10 protein-coding genes and 1 CRISPR repeat array are annotated in these 18008 nt (G+C 66.8%); of the genes, 7 read left to right on the plus strand and 3 right to left on the minus strand.

Annotated features, from left to right (window positions below):
• The first annotated feature begins 533 nt into the window (after positions 1-533).
• From DB354_RS11835 to DB354_RS11860, 6 genes are all read left to right on the plus strand, one after another.
• Complete coding sequence (locus DB354_RS11835) at positions 534-2777, plus strand: response regulator (protein ID WP_158277499.1); 2244 nt, start codon at positions 534-536, stop codon at positions 2775-2777.
• Positions 2774-4045: a PAS domain-containing sensor histidine kinase gene (locus tag DB354_RS11840; protein WP_107835828.1), complete on the plus strand. Its 1272-nt coding sequence runs from the start codon at positions 2774-2776 to the stop codon at positions 4043-4045. Before DB354_RS11835 ends, DB354_RS11840 begins: the two co-directional genes overlap by 4 nt.
• The gene (locus DB354_RS11845; protein ID WP_107835829.1) at positions 4042-5355 is read left to right on the plus strand and encodes a PAS domain-containing sensor histidine kinase; all 1314 of its coding nucleotides are present in this window, start codon (positions 4042-4044) and stop codon (positions 5353-5355) included. The genes DB354_RS11840 and DB354_RS11845 overlap by 4 nt, the downstream gene beginning before the upstream one ends.
• Positions 5356-5532: 177 nt before the next feature.
• Positions 5533-7338 carry a SpoIVB peptidase S55 domain-containing protein gene (locus DB354_RS11850; protein WP_107835830.1) on the plus strand — a complete coding sequence of 602 codons (1806 nt, stop codon included), beginning with the start codon at positions 5533-5535 and terminating at the stop codon, positions 7336-7338.
• Positions 7339-7639: 301 nt separating this feature from the next.
• Positions 7640-9928 (plus strand): hypothetical protein, encoded by a 2289-nt coding sequence (locus DB354_RS11855; RefSeq protein WP_107835831.1) that lies wholly within the window; start codon positions 7640-7642, stop codon positions 9926-9928.
• 577 nt (positions 9929-10505) lie between these two features.
• Complete coding sequence (locus tag DB354_RS11860) at positions 10506-11015, plus strand: hypothetical protein (RefSeq protein WP_107835832.1); 510 nt, start codon at positions 10506-10508, stop codon at positions 11013-11015.
• A gap of 946 nt (positions 11016-11961) precedes the next feature.
• Here DB354_RS11860 and DB354_RS11865 read toward each other — a convergent pair.
• The 3 genes from DB354_RS11865 to DB354_RS11875 form a co-directional block, all read right to left on the minus strand.
• Positions 11962-12942, minus strand: a complete 981-nt coding sequence (locus DB354_RS11865; protein WP_107835833.1) for a transposase — start codon at positions 12940-12942, stop codon at positions 11962-11964.
• A 696-nt stretch (positions 12943-13638) separates the two neighbouring features.
• Positions 13639-14753: a CRISPR direct-repeat array (repeat unit 32 nt; unit sequence GTTTCAATCCGCGCGCCCACGAGGGGCGCGAC).
• Positions 14754-15081: 328 nt separating this feature from the next.
• Positions 15082-16062 carry a tyrosine recombinase XerC gene (locus DB354_RS11870; protein ID WP_107835834.1) on the minus strand — a complete coding sequence of 327 codons (981 nt, stop codon included), beginning with the start codon at positions 16060-16062 and terminating at the stop codon, positions 15082-15084.
• 15 nt (positions 16063-16077) lie between these two features.
• Entirely contained in the window at positions 16078-16761 is a 684-nt protein-coding gene (locus DB354_RS11875; protein WP_107835835.1) for a MazG family protein, read from the minus strand.
• A gap of 374 nt (positions 16762-17135) precedes the next feature.
• On the opposite strand from DB354_RS11875, the gene trpC reads away from it, so the two are divergent.
• Entirely contained in the window at positions 17136-17933 is a 798-nt protein-coding gene (trpC, locus tag DB354_RS11880) for an indole-3-glycerol phosphate synthase TrpC (protein ID WP_107835836.1), read from the plus strand.
• Positions 17934-18008: the final 75 nt, after the last annotated feature.

Raw genomic sequence — 18008 nt, forward strand, 5'->3', positions numbered from 1 at the left:
GATCGGTCGTTCTCGTTCTCTTTCTCTTTCTCGTTCTCTCAATGACCCGGCTCAAGGGCTCGCGGAATTGCCCCGCGCCCCAGTCCCCCAAAAAATCGTTCTCGTTCTCGTACTCGTTCTGGCCCCTCCGCGCCCTCCGTCCGCATCTTTCTCTTACTCTTCCTCTTTCTCTTCCTCTCGACGGCTCACTGGATCGAAGGTTTGGACCCGCCGCCATAACCCGGCGCCCCCCGCGTCTTCGCCCGGCCCCGCGCCTCGCACAAACAGAGCAGGAGCAAGAGTAAGAGTAAGAGTAAGAACGCGGAGAAGACATCCCCCCTCCCTCCGCTCGGCCCGCCCGCCCCGCCAGCCCACACCCAATGCCTACTCCGCCCCGTTCGCCGCAAGTGGCACCGTCCCAACAGTCCGACAACCGCACCGCCGTTGCCTGACCGTTAAATCTTGGCGCCAACTGTGCCGATACCTGTCTTTCCCGGCGCGCGGCCACTGCCGTGCACCCCAATATGCTACCACCCCCGTCGCACCCTCCCCCGGTGAGGAACAACCGCATTATTGTCATCGACGACAATCCTGCGATCCACGCGGACGTGCGTAAGATCCTCTGTCCCAAGCAAACCGAGGTCTCGTCGACCGTCGATGCGCTCGAGGCCGAGCTTCTCGGGATCAAGCCTCCTCCCGTCCCCACCGCCAGCTTCGTCATCGACGGCGCCCAACAGGGACGCGAGGGGCTCGAGATGGTCCTCTCCGCCCAGCGTCTCGGCCTCCCCTACGCCATGGCCTTCGTCGACGTGCGCATGCCCCCAGGGTGGGACGGCGTCGAAACCACCACCGAGCTTTGGAAGGTCGCACCCGATCTGCAGGTCGTCATCTGCACCGCGTATTCGGACTATTCATGGGACGAACTCCTCGCCCGTCTCGGCGGCTCCGACCGGCTCCTCATCCTGAAAAAGCCTTTCGATACCGTCGAGGTGCTGCAGCTCGCCAACGCCCTCACGGCCAAGTGGAACCTCCAGCAACAGGCCCGTGCCCACGCCGACGAACTCGAAGCCAACGTCCAGCGCCGCACCCACGAACTCCAGGTCGCCAACGCCGCCCTCCAGGAGGAAATCGCCCAGCGCCGGTTGATCGAACTCGACCTCAAGCGGGCGAAGGAAACCGCCGAGAGCGCCGACCGCGCGAAAAGCGCCTTTCTCGCCAACATGAGCCATGAGGTCCGCACGCCCATGAACGGCGTCATCGGCATGGCCAACCTCCTCCTCTCCACCCCGCTGACCGCCGAGCAGCGCGACCTCGCCCAAACCCTCTGCCAGAGCAGCGAGGCGCTCCTCACCATCATCAACGACATCCTCGACTTCTCCAAGATCGAGGCCGGCCGTCTCACCCTCGAGAGCGTCGACTTCGACCTCGCCGAACACCTCGAGCTCGCCCTCGACCTCAACGCCGACGCCGCCTCCCGCAAGGGCGTCGAACTCGTGATGGATATCCATCCCGACGTCCCCGCCCGCGTTCGCGGCGACCCGATCCGGCTCCGCCAGATCGTCCTCAATCTCATCGGCAACGCCGTGAAGTTCACCTCCGAGGGCGAGGTCGTCACCGAGGTCACCGTCGCGTCCCAACACGAGGACCACTCCATCCTTCGCTTCGCCATCTCCGACACCGGCATCGGCATCGCCCGCGACGTCCAGCGCCAGCTCTTCGACCCGTTCGTCCAGGCCGACACCTCCACGACGCGCCGCTTTGGCGGCACCGGCCTCGGGCTCGCGATCTGCAAGCGCCTCGCCGAGCTCATGCACGGCGAAATCGCATTCACCAGCCAACCCGGCCACGGCTCGACCTTCTGGTTCACCGCCCGGCTCGACGCCGCCGTCGATCCCTGTGCCGCCGTGCCCGTCACCCCGTCTCTCCTCGAGCACCATCACGCTCTCATCGTCGACGACAACGCCACCAACCTGAAGCTGCTCGACCACCTCTGCATCCGTTGGGGACTCCGCCACACCTGCGTCAACCATGCCCACGCCGCGCTCGCCGCCCTGCGCGACGCCGCGGGCCGCGGCCACCCGTTCGACCTCGTCATCCTCGACCACCACATGCCGGACGTCGACGGGCTCCAGTTGGCCGGGATGATTCGCGCCGACTCCGCGTTCCCGCCACCGGTGCTCGTCATGCTGACCTCCCGCGGCGAGCGCCTCCCGCCCGAGGAAATGCAGGCCAGCGGCCTCGCCGCCTGTGAGCTCAAGCCGCTCCATGCCGACCGGCTCCGCAGCACCCTCGCCCGCCTCCTCGCGCTCTCCCGCTCCACCCCCGCCGCACCCGCCCCCCCCGCCCTGGTCGCGCGCCCGCTCGTCGCCCCCAACGAACAGGCCATCATCCTCGTCGCCGAGGACAACCCCGTTAACCAGAAGGTCACCCTCCTCCAGCTCCGCAGCCTCGGCCACGCCGCCGACCTCGTCACCAACGGCCGCGAGGCCGTCGAGGCGGTTCGCCGCAAGCCCTACCGCGTCGTGCTGATGGATGCCCAGATGCCCGTCATGGATGGCATGGAAGCCACCCGGCTTATCCGCCGCGCCCAGGCCGCGCACGAGCCCGGCGTCCCGGCCGTCATCCACATCGTGGCCATGACCGCCAACGCCATGTCGGGCGACCGCGAGTCCTGCCTCGAGGCCGGGATGGACGACTATCTCGCCAAGCCCGTGAAGCCCGAGGCGCTCCGCGCGATCCTCAACCGTTACCTCGCCGCGCCGTCCGCGTCCGGCGAACCATCCGTCTCCCGCGCATGAGCCCGCTGTCGCCCCCCGCCGCCGCCCGCCCCGACCGCGCCGCCGCCGCTCCGCTCCTGCACGCGCTCCTCGCGACCATCCCGGAGCTCGTCTATTTCAAGGACCGCGACTCCCGCTTCATCGCCGTCAGCGCTTCGCTCGTCCGCGCCTTCGGCTGCGCGTCCGCCGCCGAGGTCATCGGCCGCACCGACGCCGACTTCTACGCCGCAGCCCACGCCCAGGCCGCGCGCGCCGACGAAGAGGCCATCCTCCGCACCGGCTGCCCGCTCCGCCGCAAGATCGAGCAGGAACACTGGCCCACCGGCCGCGTCACCTGGGCCCTCACCAGCAAGTATCCGCTCCACAACCACGCCGGCGAGATTGTCGGCACCTTTGGCCTCAGCCGCGACATCACCCGCAAGCGCGAGATGGAGCAGGAGCTCGAGCAAACCCAGCGCGACCTGGTCGAGGCCTCCCGCGTCGCCGGCATGGCCGAGGTCGCCACCGGCGTGCTCCACAACGTCGGCAACGTCCTCAGCAGCCTCAACGTCTCCGCCTCCGTCATCACCTCGGGGCTCCGTCATTCGAAGGCCGACAGCCTCACCCGCCTCGCCGCCCTCCTGCGCGAACACCGCGCCGACCTCGGCGCGTTTCTCAGCCAGGACGCCAAGGGCCGCCGCATCCCCGAGTATCTCGCCTCCGTCGCCCGGCACTCCCTCGAGGAGCGCGATCGGCTCCTCCGCGAGATCGCGTCCCTCCAGAAGAACATCGACCACATCAAGGAGATCGTCGCGATGCAGCAGGCCTACGCCACGATGATCGGCGTCGTCGAACCGCTCGAGCCCGCCGGCCTCGTCGAGGACGCCCTGCGCATGAACGCCGACCCCCTCGCGCGCCACGAGATCGCCGTCCGGCGCGACTTCGCCGCCGTCCCCGCCGTCTCCGCCGAAAAGGGCAAGGTCGTCCAGATTCTCGTGAACCTCGTCCGCAACGCCCAGCTCGCCTGCGACGAGGCGCGCACCACCGGCAAGGAGATCACCGTGCGCCTGCGCGCCGCCGGCGGCCGCGTGCAGCTCAGCGTCATCGACAACGGCGTGGGCATCCCCGCCGCCAACCTCACGCGCATCTTCCAGCACGGCTTCACCACCCGCGCCCGCGGCCACGGCTTCGGCCTGCACTCCTCCGCCAACGCCGCCCGCGAAATGAAGGGCACCCTCACCGTCCACAGCGACGGTCCCGGCACCGGCGCCACCTTCACCCTCGACCTTCCGGTCGCCCTCTCCCGATGAGCACCACGCCCGACCCCATCGCCCCGCTCGATGACGCCACGGCCGAGATGTGCCTGGGCGAGCTCCTCCGCTCCCTCAACAGCCTCGTCTACTTCAAGGACCACCAGAGCCGCTTCATCGCCGTCAGTAGCTCCAAGGCGGCCCGCCACCAGCTCCTGCCCGCCGACCTCGTCGGCAAATCCGATCGCGACCTCTTCGCCGACATCCACGCCGACGAGACCCTCGCCGACGAGGAGCGCATCATGCGCACCGGCGAGCCATTGATCGCCAAGCTCGAGAAGGTCGAGTGGCGCGACGGCCGCGAGACCTGGTCTGAGACGTCCAAGCTCCCGCTGCGCGACGCCGCGGGCGCCATCATCGGCACGTACGGGCTCACCCACGACGTCACCGAGCGCGAGCGGGTCGGCCAGGAGCTCGAGCAGGCGCATCGTGCCCTCCTCGAGACGTCCCGCCTCGCCGGCATGGCCGAGGTCGCCACCGGCGTCCTCCATAACGTCGGCAATGTCCTCACCAGCCTCAACGTCTCCGCCAACGTCCTCTCCGGCGGCCTGCGCCAGACCAAGACCGAGAACCTCGCCCGCGTCGCCGCCCTCCTCGCCGCGCACGAGGCCGACCTCGCGACCTTCGTCACGGACGACCCGAAGGGCCGCCTGATTCCCGAGTACATTGAGACGTTGTCCCGCCACCTGGTCGAGGAGCGCGACCGCCTCCTCGCCGAGGTCGGGGGACTCCAGCAGAACATCGATCACATCAAGGAAATCATCACCATGCAGCAGGCGTACGCCACCACCGCCGGCGTGGTCGAGCCCCTCGCCCCCGCGACCCTCGTCGAGGACGCCCTGCGCATGAACACCGGCGCCCTGCTGCGGCACGCCGTCACCGTCGTCCGCGAGTTCCAGCCCGTCCCCCTCGTCCGCGCCGAGCGCGGCAAGGTCCTTCAGATCCTCGTCAACCTCATCCGCAACGCGAAGTACGCCGTCGATGACGCGGGTCGGGCCGACAAGATCATCCGCATCCGCATCGAGTCCGACGCCTCCGGTTACGTGCGACTGATCGTTGCCGACAACGGCATCGGCATCACGCCCGAGAACATCACCCACATCTTCCAGCACGGGTTCACCACCCGCGCCATCGGCGGCGGCCATGGTTTCGGCCTGCACTCCGCCCGCCGCGCCGCCACCGAGCTCAAGGGCAGGCTCACCGCCGAGAGCGACGGCCCCGGCCAGGGTGCCCGCTTCACGCTCGAGCTCCCGGTCGCCGAGTCCGCCATCACCGGCACGCCGGCCGTGCCCGCTTCCGCCGGCAGCTGACCCGCGCCCTGTTCTGCCGAAACAAAGCCCGACCGCGCACGTCGTACCCGGCACCACGCCGCCGCTTGGCCCAGGCAGTGCTGCTACGCAGTACCACGCCGGCCAGGCCGTTGCGGAACAATCCTGACTCGCAATACGACCAAAGATCGTGACGCTTGCGCCGTTGTAGGTTCATCAATGCTCCGTTTCCGCTGCAGCTTCTTCTTCACTTTCCTCCTTCTCGCTTGTGCCGCAATCGCCCAACCGACGGAAACGGAAGTACTTCCACTCGACGAGTTGAAGCCGGGCCAGCGCGGTGAGGTTTGGACCGTCTTCCGCGGCACCACGCCTGAGCCTTTCACCGTCGAGGTCACCGGAGTCCTCCGCAATGCTCTCGGCCCGGGTAAGTCGTTGATTCTCTGCCAGCTCACCGACCCGCGCGTCCAGTCCATGGGCGCCGTCGCCGGCATGAGCGGCAGCCCGCTCTACATCGAGGGCAAGTTCGCCGGCGCCCTCAGCTACCAGCTGCAGAAGTTCGAGACCGTACGCTATGCCGGCTTCACGCCCGCCGCCGATCTCATCGAGGTCAAGGACCGCGCCACCCGCGATCACGCAAATTTTGCAGCCAATACGGCCCCACGGCCTTCCGGCAACGTCCTCGCGATCGCCACCCCCGCCGCCGACTCGCCTTACCAACCGCTGCAGCCGGTCTTCACGCTCGGCGGCCTGAGCCCCGCCGTCGCCGACCTGTTCGCCCCGCGCTTCGCCGCCATGGGCCTCAGCGCCATCGCCCTCGGCGGCAGCACGCAAAGTGGCAGCGCCGAGCCCGCCGGGGCCAAGCTCCAGTCCGGCGGCGACGCCGCGCCCGTCACTCCTCTCGTCCCCGGCGCCGCCGTGTCCGTCGCGCTCGCCACCGGCGACATCACGCTCGCCGGCACCGGCACCGTCTCTCGCATCGACGGCAACCGCATCACCGCCTTCGGCCATCCGATGCTCTCCCTCGGCGATGTCGCCCTGCCCATGTGCGCCGCCGACGTCGTCACCATCCTGCCGTCGAGCATGCACTCGGTGAAGCTCGCCAACACCGGCGCGGTCATCGGCACCATCACCCAGGATCGGCTCTCCGCCATCTCCGGCACGCTCGGCGCAGGACCGCAGATGATTGCCGTCGAGGTCACCGTCAAACCCGCCAGCGGTGCCGTCCGCACGCTCCACTTCTCCGTCGCGCGCCAGCAGCAGCTCACCCCCGTCCTCGTTGCCTCCGGCGTCAGCCAGGCCATCCTCGGCTCCAACGACGCCGGCCTCGCCAACGGCTTCAAGCTCACCAGCGACGTCCAGTTTCCGGCTGCGCAGAACCTCGCCTTCGCCACGCTCTATTCCGGCCCCCAGGGCTTCGCCCAGGGCCTAAGCGAATTCGTCCAGGGCCTCGCCGCCAACCTCCAGAATCCGTACGCCAAGACGTTCCCCGACAAGGTCGCCTTCTACGTCGAGGCCCTCGAGACCAACCCCGCCGTCACGCTCGACGTCTTCCAACTCTCCCGCTCCACCGCCCGCGGCGGCGAAACCATCCAGGCCACCGTCGCCTGGCGCGACTGGCAGGGCGAAGCCCATCGCGAGACGGTCGACATCCCCGTCGATCCCGCCTGGGCCGGCAAGAACCTCGAGGTCGTCCTCGCCCACGGCCGCGCCCTCGACGAGCTCACCGGCCGCCCGCGCATGATCAACGCCGGCGAACTGCGCAGCTTCGAGGCCTACCTCGCCGCCATGCGCGACGATCGCCCGACCGACGGCGCCTGCCTCGCGGTCGTGGAGCGCGCCTCCCTTTTCACCGACCAGACCGTCGCCACGCCCGATACACCCGGCTCCATCGAGCGCATCGCCCGCGCCGCCGACGAGTCCCGCTTCCGCACGCGCTCCGCCCTGCTCCCGCTCTGGGAAAAGCACCTGCTCGACGGCAAGCTCTTCAATCCCGTCGTCCGCCGCGCCCTCGTCGTCGTCGACTGACGCCCACAGGCCCATCTGGCCCGACCCTGTGTTCCGCGTCCCGCGTGTAACGCCGTGTCCTCATCCGAAATGTGACGCCCATCTCCGGAAATGGGGTCGTCACCGCGTCACAAATTTCCCCCTCTCCGCGCTTCCGCTCGCCCCTCCTTTCGCCATACTCTCCCACCCCGCCGCACTCTCCGCCCCCACTCCGTCTCCGCCCCCACTCCGTCTCCGCCCCACTCCGTTTCCGCCCCACTTTCACTCTCACTTTCACTTTCACTCCGCAGGTCACTTTCACTCCGAAGGCCTTTCACTTCTCGTGCCTCGCCGTCTCCTCCCTCTCCTTGCCGCCCTCTGCTGCGTCGTCAGCACCTTCGCGGATCCGCTCTCGAAGAAGATCGACATCGACTTCTTCCGTGATGTCCCCAGCCGCAGCCTCAAGGGCCTCGCGACCCGCTCCGACGGCCGGCTCGTCGGCGGTCCCAAGCTCACCGACCTCACCGCCGCCGGCCTGCCCGAGCTGCTCTGGTGCCTCGAGCCCGCCGCCGCCCCCGACCGCTTCCTCGTCGGCACCGGCCCCGATGGCCGCATCTTCGAGCTGACCCTCAAGCTCGCCGATGGCAGCACCGCCGTCCGCGAACTCGCCAAGCTCGAGGACCCGCAGGTCTTCGCCCTCAAGCGTCTGCCCGACGGCAGCGTTCTCGCCGGCACGTCCCCGCGCGGCGGCCTGTACTTGTTGCGCGAGGGCAAGACCGTCGCCCGCGTGCGGCTGCCTGCCGATTCCATCTTCGACCTGCTCGCCCTCGATGCCCAGACAGTCCTCGTCGCCACCGGCAACCCCGGCCGCATCTACCGCCTCGACCTCCGCACGTTCGCCGACTCCGGCACCGCCGCCGAAAAACCCGCCGACTCCTCACAACTCGCCGCCCGCGGCCTCACGCTCTTCGGCGAGATTCGTGACCGCAACGTCCGCCGCCTCGCCGCGCTCGCCGACGGCCGCTTCGTCGCCGGCTCCTCGCCGAAAGGTAATCTCTACACGTTCCCCGCCGCCGGCGGCGCGCCCGTGATCCTCCAGGAAAACCGCGAGGCCGAGGTCACCGACCTTCTCCCTCAGCCCAACGGCGACCTCTACGCCACCATCGTCTTCTCCGGCACCTCCGGCGACGCGCGCATCACGCCCGGCGCCGTCCGTGCCGTGCCGGCCACGGGCGAGGCCATCACCATCCCGATCGCGCCGCTCACGCCCGCCGCCCAAATCGAAAAGTTCGGCGGCCGCAGCACCCTCGTGTTCTTCCCGGCCAAGGGCTATCCCGAGACGCTCAGCTCGCGCAGTGGCGTCGCGTTCTACCGGCTCGCCCGCTACGGCAACACGCTCCTCCTCGCCGGCGGCGACACCGGCGACATCGCCGGCTACGATCTCGACAGCCGCTTCGGCCTCACTTTCCCGGGCAGCATCTCCGCCCAGCTCAACGGCCTCGCCGCCATCGGCCCCGGTCGCTTCCTCCTCCTGCGCAACAACGCTCCCGGCCTCGCCGTCCTCGACTTCCAGGCCGCCGGCCCGCGCGAGGCCGAGACCAAGCGCATCGACCTCGGCACCGCCGCCCAACTCGGCGCGCTGCGTTTCAACCGGGTGCGCGCCATCGACGAGTCCGCCCTCAAGCTCGAGCTCCGCGTGAGCAATGGCTCCGACGAGGTCGAGGGCTGGGGACCGTGGACTTCCCTCGCGCTCTCCTCCGACGGCGGCTGGCGCGCCGCCGCCCTCCGCGGCCGCAACGCCCGCATTCGCCTCCAGTTGCCTGCCGCGCCCGCTCCCGCCGCCAACGCTCCCGCTGGCCGCGATCCCGTCGAGCTCGATCGCGCCTCCCTCTTCGTCCTTCCGCAAAACCGGCGTCCCCAGTTGCAGGAGTTCCACGTTCTCTCCCCCGGCTACGGCCTCATCGTGGCCAACGAGCCCACACCGAGCGTCTCCACCACGCTCAACCAGCTCACGCAGACCGCCCCGCGCGACGACGACACCAAGCCGCGCAACAGCTTCCTCAACAGCCAGGTCGTCCCGCAGCCCGGTGCTCAGGTCGTGTTCTGGAACGTGACCGATCCCGACACCGACAACTTCACCTGCACGTTCTCCCTCCGCCGCGACGGCGAAACCACCTGGACCGACATCGTCACGAACACGCGCGACAGCTACGCGCAGTTCGACGTCTCGCACCTGCCCGATGGCCTCTATTTCACGCGCCTCGTCGTCACGGAAACCGCGCCGCGCCCCACCGCCGAGCGCCTCACGCACACGTTCGAAACCGACGACCTCGTCGTCGATCACACCCCGCCCGAAATGCTCGAAGCCACCGCGCGCCGGAACGGCGACACGATCATCATCACCGTCCATGGACGCGACGCCCTGTCACTCCTCGACGGTATCCAGGCCAACTTCAGCAACGGCGTACAGGAGACGGTGCAGCATCCGATCGACGGCGTGCGGGACGGCCGCGAAGAAACCTTCACGTACGAAGTCCCCGTAGCGCGCGTCTCCAACGCAACCTCCGTCGAAGTCACCCTCTTCGACTCCCTCGGCAACACGACCTCCCGCCGCCTCACCTGGACTCCCTAAAGCTCTTTCTCTTGCTCCTACTCTTCCTCTTTCTCTCGAGGGATTGAGGGATTGAGGGATTGAGGGATTGAGGGATTGAGGCACCGGCAATCGTTCTCGTTCTCTCAAGCGGATCGAGGATCGACGGATCGCTCGTCGTAGTCATACGCCGTTGCCTTCGCCTCTTCGACACCTCCGACGACCTCGACGCTCTCACGCCAGCCGTTGGCAGCCCATCACGTCGTTGCGCCGAATCGTAGTGGTGACTACCGCGACATCGCATTGGTTACGGCAACGACTGACGTCACCTCATTTTTCGCCGTCGCGCGCACGCCAGTCGCCGCGGAGCGTCACGAGCACCCCTCCGAGCGATCACCACAAACAATGGGATGCATCGGCAACCGCTCGCACGGAAAAAGAAGCTTCGGGTATCATCGAGCTGGCACTGAATAGCCTGAAGGCCTTTGCGAAGCTACAAGAGCAAGCGGCGATCGCACGGTAACCCAACGCCGGGTAACGACCGGAACTCCAAGAGTCGCAAGGCGGTTGGGATGGCTTGCCATGGAGGCGCAAACGTTTGATGCTTTTGCCTCCAGCAATGCAAGAGAGGTATTGGAGACTTCTGATTCAGCTGAAGGCCGACGCGGTATATACGGGATGCTACGTCGAACGCTCAGAGGCGTGGGACAATGGCATCGCGATGTTCAGTGCGCTGGTTTCGAGCGGAAGCATTTCCGCGTGGGCTGTTTGGAAAAAATTCGACTGGCTGTGGGCACTACTTGTTGCGGCGTCCCAAGTATTGAACGTCGTAAAGCAGTACCTCCCGTTCAAGAAACGAATCCTCCCGGTTCGTGCGATTGCCTACGCGTACGAGGAGATTTTCCTCAAGGCAGAGTCTAGATGGTTCGACGTGGCACAAGGCAACCTGACGGAAGCTGAGATCAATGAGATGATCAGTGATCTCAAAGTGGACCAATTGCGGGCGTGGAAGAAGGGAGTCGGCAATCTCACGGTTCCCATTAGCAGCGGGGTCCGGAAGAAGTCGGACCTACTCACCGCCGAGTATTTTCGTCAGACCTATAGCATGTCAGTCACCATTCGACCATGAAACAAAACACCTCCATCAAGGCTGCAAAGATCATCACCGAGGTTGTGCGGCCCAGACCCACGGAAGTCCCACTGCGTGAAACAAAGGGAAGCTCCACGCCTCCAACAAAGGTTGATGTACAGATGCCACCGGTTCAGCCACCGAAGAAGAGTAGCTGAGCCAGACCCGGGTTCGTCGCGTTCAGGTGATCGGTTCGAACGAAAGGGGTCTTCCCTGGTTCGACCGAAGGCGATCAAAAGGAGTCATCCCTTACCGTTTGCCTTTTGCCAACGCTGACGTTCTCCGCGGCATAGCGCGAGCGGCGTGCAACGAGGCTGATCGCGCCGGCTTTCACAGGCGGCGAATTCTTGCTCCATGCAAATCGTTCTGCCGCGCCGAGCCTGCCTCCTCAACTCTGTTTCCAGGGTACCGCCTTCGAGAGAACTGCCGTCGCACGCGACTCCATGACGATGGCGGCGTTTCCCGCCGTTCATTCTCGCCGTGACCGGATCATCGTCCGCACGCGAACGTCTCGCGGAAACAGCGTGAATCCTGTGTCGATCGCGTAGCGGCGATCCTCAGAAATCCACGCGGCTCGCTTCAGATTCCCTCACAATTTCCGCGCAGAGTATCCGGACATTATGAAAAAGTATCCGGACATTATGGCGGAGTATCTGGACATTATCCCGCAACCCATTGCCACCACGCTCGTAATAATTGCAGCCCTCGAGGACTAAGCTAAAGGGGACGGACACGTTCGCCACATGAAACTGCGCAGGGATCGTCCGTCGTCCATCGATTTCGGGGATTGGCCGACATTAAAGGGCTTCAGCCTCAGCCGAGATCTCTCGGCGCGCTCGTCGGTGTTCTCATCGGCGCCGCGGGTCCGACATTGCTTTCATGCCGAACACCGAAGGGCAGCTCCGCCCCGTGCGCGGCTCCCTGCCGCGTTCGCCCACAAGTTCGGTCAGCTCAGCAAGGCTCCGCGAAGCGGTCGCAAGCCGGCGATTTCACCCCAGCCGGGGTCCGGCAGGTCATGACGTTTCACTCGATGGGTCAGGCTGTGCTTCGTCCGGTACGCGGCGACGTGCTCGTCGACGAACTCCCGCCCACCCAGGACAACCCCCTCGCTGAAATACCGGATCCGGCAGCGGAGCACGTCGGGCAGGCTCAGTTTCCCGCCGGCCTCGACCGCGGCCCGCACCTGCTTGACGGGGAGCGATGCCCTCCCCTCGCGCGCCGCGCCGCCGCTCGTGAACAGCAGCAGCCGATAGCTGCACTGCGCCTGCTCCCAGTTTCCCCCCACCACCGCCTGCAGGCCTTGGCGCGCGGGGACATGGCCACTCACCGCCTCAGCGTACCCGCAGAACCGGTAGTCCTTCGGATCCTTCGAGATTCCGGCGCGGACGCAGTTGAGATCGATGTACGCCGCCACCGTCTGGACGACCCGCTCCTTACCCTCGAGCAACTGGCTCTTGAACCGATCCGCCCACACGGGTCCAAACCGCCGATGTCGGGCGTTGTACCAGATCGAGAAACGCTCCTTCAGCAGCTTCATGTACTGAGATACGTCGTACATCAACGCCCGCTGCCGCTTGCGCCACGCCTCGGCGGCGGGGGTGTTCGCCGCCAGCCCGGCCCGGATCACCTCCAGCCGCGCAACTTGGTGCTTGGTCGGTTTCGGATAAAGCACCGCGTAGCGCCGGAGCAGTTCCGCGTCCGAGAGCTCCGGTCGCTGCGGCACCTGCACCAGCAAATGAAAGTGATTCGACATGATGGCGTAGGTGAGGATCTCAACCCCGGCGAAGTCTGCCACCTGCCACATCTGCCGCCGCAGGATCTCCTTGGCGGTCGTGCCAAACATCCACTCCCCGTTCACCGTCCGGCTGATCAAGTGGTACACGCCCGGCTCCAGCTCCGAGTTCACTTTGATCCGTGCGCGCCGCATGCGCTACCGACAATTGTTTTTTACCTTTTAGTCAATCCATTTGCGTGTCTGTCCCCCTTGGCTCTCCCGGGTTCGTCGCGTTCAGGTGATCGGTTCGAACGAAAGGGGTCTTCCCTGGTTCGACCGAAGGCGATCAAAAGGAGTCATCCCTTACCGTTTGCCTTTTGCCAACGCTGACGTTCTCCGCGGCATAGCGCGAGCGGCGTGCAACGAGGCTGATCGCGCCGGCTTTCACAGGCGGCGAATTCTTGCTCCATGCAAATCGTTCTGCCGCGCCGAGCCTGCCTCCTCAACTCTGTTTCCAGGGCACCGCCTTCGAGAGAACTGCCGTCGCACGCGACCCCGCGACAATGGCGGCGTTTCCCGCCGTTCATTCTCGCCGTGAACGCGTCATCGTCCGCACGCGAGCTCTCGCGGAAGCAGCGTGAATCCTGTGTCGGTCGCGTAGCAGCGATCCTCAGAAATGCGCGCGGCTCGCTTCAGATTCCCTCACGATTTCCGCGCAGAGTATCCGGACATTATGAAAAAGTATCCGGACATTATGGCGGAGTATCTGGACATTATCCCGCAACCCATTGCCACCACGCCTGTAATAATTGCAGCCCTCGTACCCTCGGTGTCGACGCCGGATGGCGTGTGAAGAACCGAGAATGCACTCGTTCAGGTACCAGCGCCGGCTCACGCCATCCATTCCCGCGCGCAAACTCCGCGCCCCAAAGGGGCGCGCCCCCTACAGAGTCAGGGCGCAATCTCATGCATTTCCCCGCCAGAGACCGCGCCCCACCCCGCCCAACTCCCGCGCCCAACTGGGGCGCAACTCGCGACACTAGACACACTCCTCTCGGCAATGGTCGTCTCAATCCCCGCGCCCACGAGGGGCGCGACCAAGGGCGTTGGCCAATTCTTCGAAGCCTATCTGTTTCAATCCGCGCGCCCACGAGGGGCGCGACGTGGACTGACGCCGACACCGATTGGTGGGAGTGGGTTTCAATCCGCGCGCCCACGAGGGGCGCGACATCTCGCCTCCGGTGTTAACGGCTTTGATATCGCGTTTCAATCCGCGCGCCCACGAGGGGCGCGACGCGGTCTCGTGGCGCCGTGACAAGATCGTGACCAAGTTTCAATCCGCGCGCCCACGAGGGGCGCGACCCGGAGGAATGCCTCGGTCTCCGCGGAGTCACGGTTTCAATCCGCGCGCCCACGAGGGGCGCGACCCGACGAGCGGCTTGGATCGTTGCTTGCGCCGACCGTTTCAATCCGCGCGCCCACGAGGGGCGCGACCCAGGTGCCAGTTACCGTCGCTCAACGTGCTCGACAGTTTCAATCCGCGCGCCCACGAGGGGCGCGACCACCACGTCTGGGAAAGTGCGGCGCAAGTCGCCGTGTTTCAATCCGCGCGCCCACGAGGGGCGCGACTAGCCGCAGTACAAACATTGTAGAAATTGAGAGGTTTCAATCCGCGCGCCCACGAGGGGCGCGACGCAATGCGCTTGTTATTTTCGACAGTCTTTGCGGTTTCAATCCGCGCGCCCACGAGGGGCGCGACCCGCCGAATCCCCCTCAACGCGGGGATGCCAGTGTTTCAATTCGCGCGCCCACGAGGGGCGCGACCTCGGGGTTCTGATCGTTCCCGCATGGCTTCGCGTGTTTCAATCCGCGCGCCCACGAGGGGCGCGACCCCACTGCTGCCTCCTTGCGCGAGCGCAGGGCGTTGTTTCAATCCGCGCGCCCACGAGGGGCGCGACGGCGAGTACATCGAGACGCAGCACGCGACCGACGGTTTCAATCCGCGCGCCCACGAGGGGCGCGACGGCGGGGATCTCAAGTCACACGGGGGGCGGGTGTCAAAGAACGAGATTCGCGAAGCGGCGTGCACGTGTCGGCTAACACGGGCGGCAGCGTGCGCCGGACCCGCGCTCCGCCCTGTCTGCCAACGCCCTCGAGAATTCGCGGACCCGCTCCGCGCTTGCCGTTCGGTTCCGGTCCGCGCGCCGCACGGTCGCCTGATCCAAAGCCCCTCCTCCCCCCGAGAATTTAAAGACGCCTCACTCCCCCATTCCGCACGAGCGCGCAGGTGCCCATTCTAAATTCTGCATTCTACATTCTACATTAGCGTGATGCGGCCGCGCCGCGGCCGCATCACGCTCGCGGGTGCGCTTTCGCGTAAATCTCCTTCAGCCGCGCCACGCTCACGTGCGTGTACACCTGCGTCGTCGCCAGCTGCGAGTGTCCCAGCAGCTCCTGCACGAGCCGCAGGTCCGCGCCCGCGTTGAGCAGGTGCGTCGCGTAACTGTGCCGCAGCTTGTGCGGCGTCAGGTCCAGCGGCAGCCCCGCCAGCGCCAGGTACCGCTTCAACATCTGCTGCACCGCCGACACGCTCATCCGCGTGCCGTTCGGATTCACCAGCACCGGACTCGCCGGTCCGCTTTGCGGCGCGAACTCGCGCTTGAACTTCTCCAAGACCGCGATCGCCACGCGGCCCAGCGGACACAACCGCTCCTTGCGACCCTTGCCCAGCACGCGCGCCACGCCCGTATCCAGTTCGATCGCGCCATGGTTCAGCGCCACGAGTTCGCTCACGCGCAACCCGCCGCCGTAAAGCAACTCCATCGCCAGCCGGTCCCGCCACGCGGTGTGCGCGTCGATCCCTTCGTTCGCCAGCAGCCGCTGCGGCCCGGCCAGCAGCAGCTTCATCTGCTCCTCGGTTAAGAATTTCGGCAGCCGCTTCTCCAGCTTCGGCAACGGCACGCCAAGAAACGGATTCCGCGTCAGCCGCCCGCGCCGCATCCAGAATTTGAAGAAGGTCCTCAGCCCCGACACGTGATTGTGCAGCGTCCGCCGGTCGAACCGCCGCTGCGCCTCGATCACGAAGTCACGCATCTCCCGCACCCCGAGCGCCTCGAACCCGCCCGCCCACAGGCCGGAGCCTTCCAGCCAGCGGTAGAAATCCTCAAACGCCTGCCGGTAGTTGCGCACCGTGTACGCTGAACAGCGGCGCTCCTGCGCCAGATGATCGGCAAACGGCTGCCACCACTCCGCCACCACCGCCGGCGGCACCGGAGCCAGCGCCGGATGTCCCGCCGCCGCCCCGCCCCCACCGGAACTCTCGGGCGCGCCCATCGCGGTCGCCCTCGCTCAGCTCCGCGCCGCGCCGCCGTCGCCCGGCGCCACGCGCGCCTCGACGTCGGCCATCACCTTCGTCGCGTGCAACCGCAGCGCGCCTTCGGGATCCAGCCCCTTCGCCCGCGCCGCCGCCGTAAGCTCAAACAGCATCCGCCCGAGCGTCGCGTCATCGAGCTGCGCGCCGAGCGCCTTCACCTGCGCCGTGTCGACGACGCCCTCCGCCGGCAGCGCCTTTTTCTCGATCTGCTTCCAGACGGCTTCGGCAAACATCAGCGCCGGCAACCGCGGCGGCAGGTTCTTGAAGATGCCCTTGGACACCGGGCCATTCTTCTTCTCGGTGGCCTTGATCTCCTCCCACTTGGCAATGACCTGCTCGGAGGTCTCCAGCTTGCCGGTCCCGAACACGTGCGGGTGCCGCCGGATGAGCTTCTCGTTGATCTCCCGCGCCACGTCGTCGAAGTCGAACGCCCCGCGCTCGCTCGCGATCTGCGCGTGAAACACGACCTGGATCAGCACGTCCCCCAGCTCCTCGCGCATGTGCGGGTAATCCTGCCGGTCGATCGTCTCGATCAACTCGCTCACCTCGTCGATGAGGCAGCGCACCAGCGTGGCATGCGTCTGCTCCTGGTCCCACGGACACCCATCTGGCGCCCGCAACCGGGCCATGGTCTGTTTCAGATCGTCGATCGCACTCATGGAAGTCGAAGACGCTGCCGCCTCCCGCCCCCCAGCACACGAAAATTCTGGCAACACCAGGGCCACCGAGCAGAACGCCAAACGGGACACTGAGGGCACAGAGGGCAGATGAGGGCACCGAGCGACACGACGGGTAGTCCAGCCGAGGGTTTGGAATCCGGGTCTTTCGCTTCCTCTTTCTCTTACTCTTCCTCTTTCTCTTACTCTCGATCGCGTGGCCGATGGCGCCGCATCGGCAGCACCGCGGAGCAACGTGACGGACTGGGGGGAGAGAAAGAGGAAGAGTAAGAGTAAGAGAAAGACTTTGGCCCAAGCAGGCGGGAAAGCTTCCCGCCTTGAACTCCCCAGCGCCCGTCGCTTCCGTGGGCGCCCGAATGGCTGACAAACTCACCGAGATTATGGCCTGGAAACGGCAGGAGATTGCCGCGCGACTGCGCGACGTCCCCCTTGCCGAGCTCGCCCGCGCCCACGCGTCCCTCCCGGTGCCGCCGTCCTTCGCCCAGGCCCTGCGCCGGGCCGACGGCCAGCTTGCCGTCATCTCCGAGATCAAGCGCAAGTCTCCCTCTGCCGGCGATATCCAGGCCGGCGCCTCCGCCGTCGAGCAGGCCAAACGCTACCAGGCCGCCCAGGCCGACGCGCTTTCCGTCCTCACCGACACCAAGTTCTTCGGCGGCACGCTCGACGACCTCCGCTCGGTCACCACGCACTTCGCCACCCACCCGCCCGCGCGCCCCTGCCTGCGCAAGGACTTCATGGTTCACCCGCTCCAGGTCCTCGAAGCCCGCGAGGCCGGCGCCAGCGCCATCCTCATCATCGTGCGCGCGCTCACCGACGCCGACATCAAGCTTCTCTTCGCCGCCGCGCAGGCCGCCGGACTCGATGCGCTCTTCGAGATTCACAACGAGGCCGAGCTCGACCGCGCCGTCGCTCACGGCGCCCACATCATCGGCGTCAACAACCGCGACCTCGCCATCTTCAAGACCGATCTCGGCCTCAGCGAGCGGCTCATCCCCCGCTTCCCGCGCGACGTCATCGCCGTGAGCGAGAGCGGCATCTTCACCGCGGCCGACGCCGCCCGCGCCCGCGCCGCCGGCGCCCACGCCGTCCTCGTCGGCGAGGCTCTCATGCGCGCCCCCGATCCCGCCGCCCTCATCGCCTCCTTCCGCGCCTGAGCTCCCCGAATCGCTCCGCCAACTTCGCCTCCGCCGCCGCCCGGCTCCGTCTCGGCTTCCTCTCCGCAACCTGCA

It is taken from the genome of Opitutus sp. ER46 (genome assembly GCF_003054705.1).
In the GTDB taxonomy this organism is placed as follows: domain Bacteria; phylum Verrucomicrobiota; class Verrucomicrobiia; order Opitutales; family Opitutaceae; genus ER46.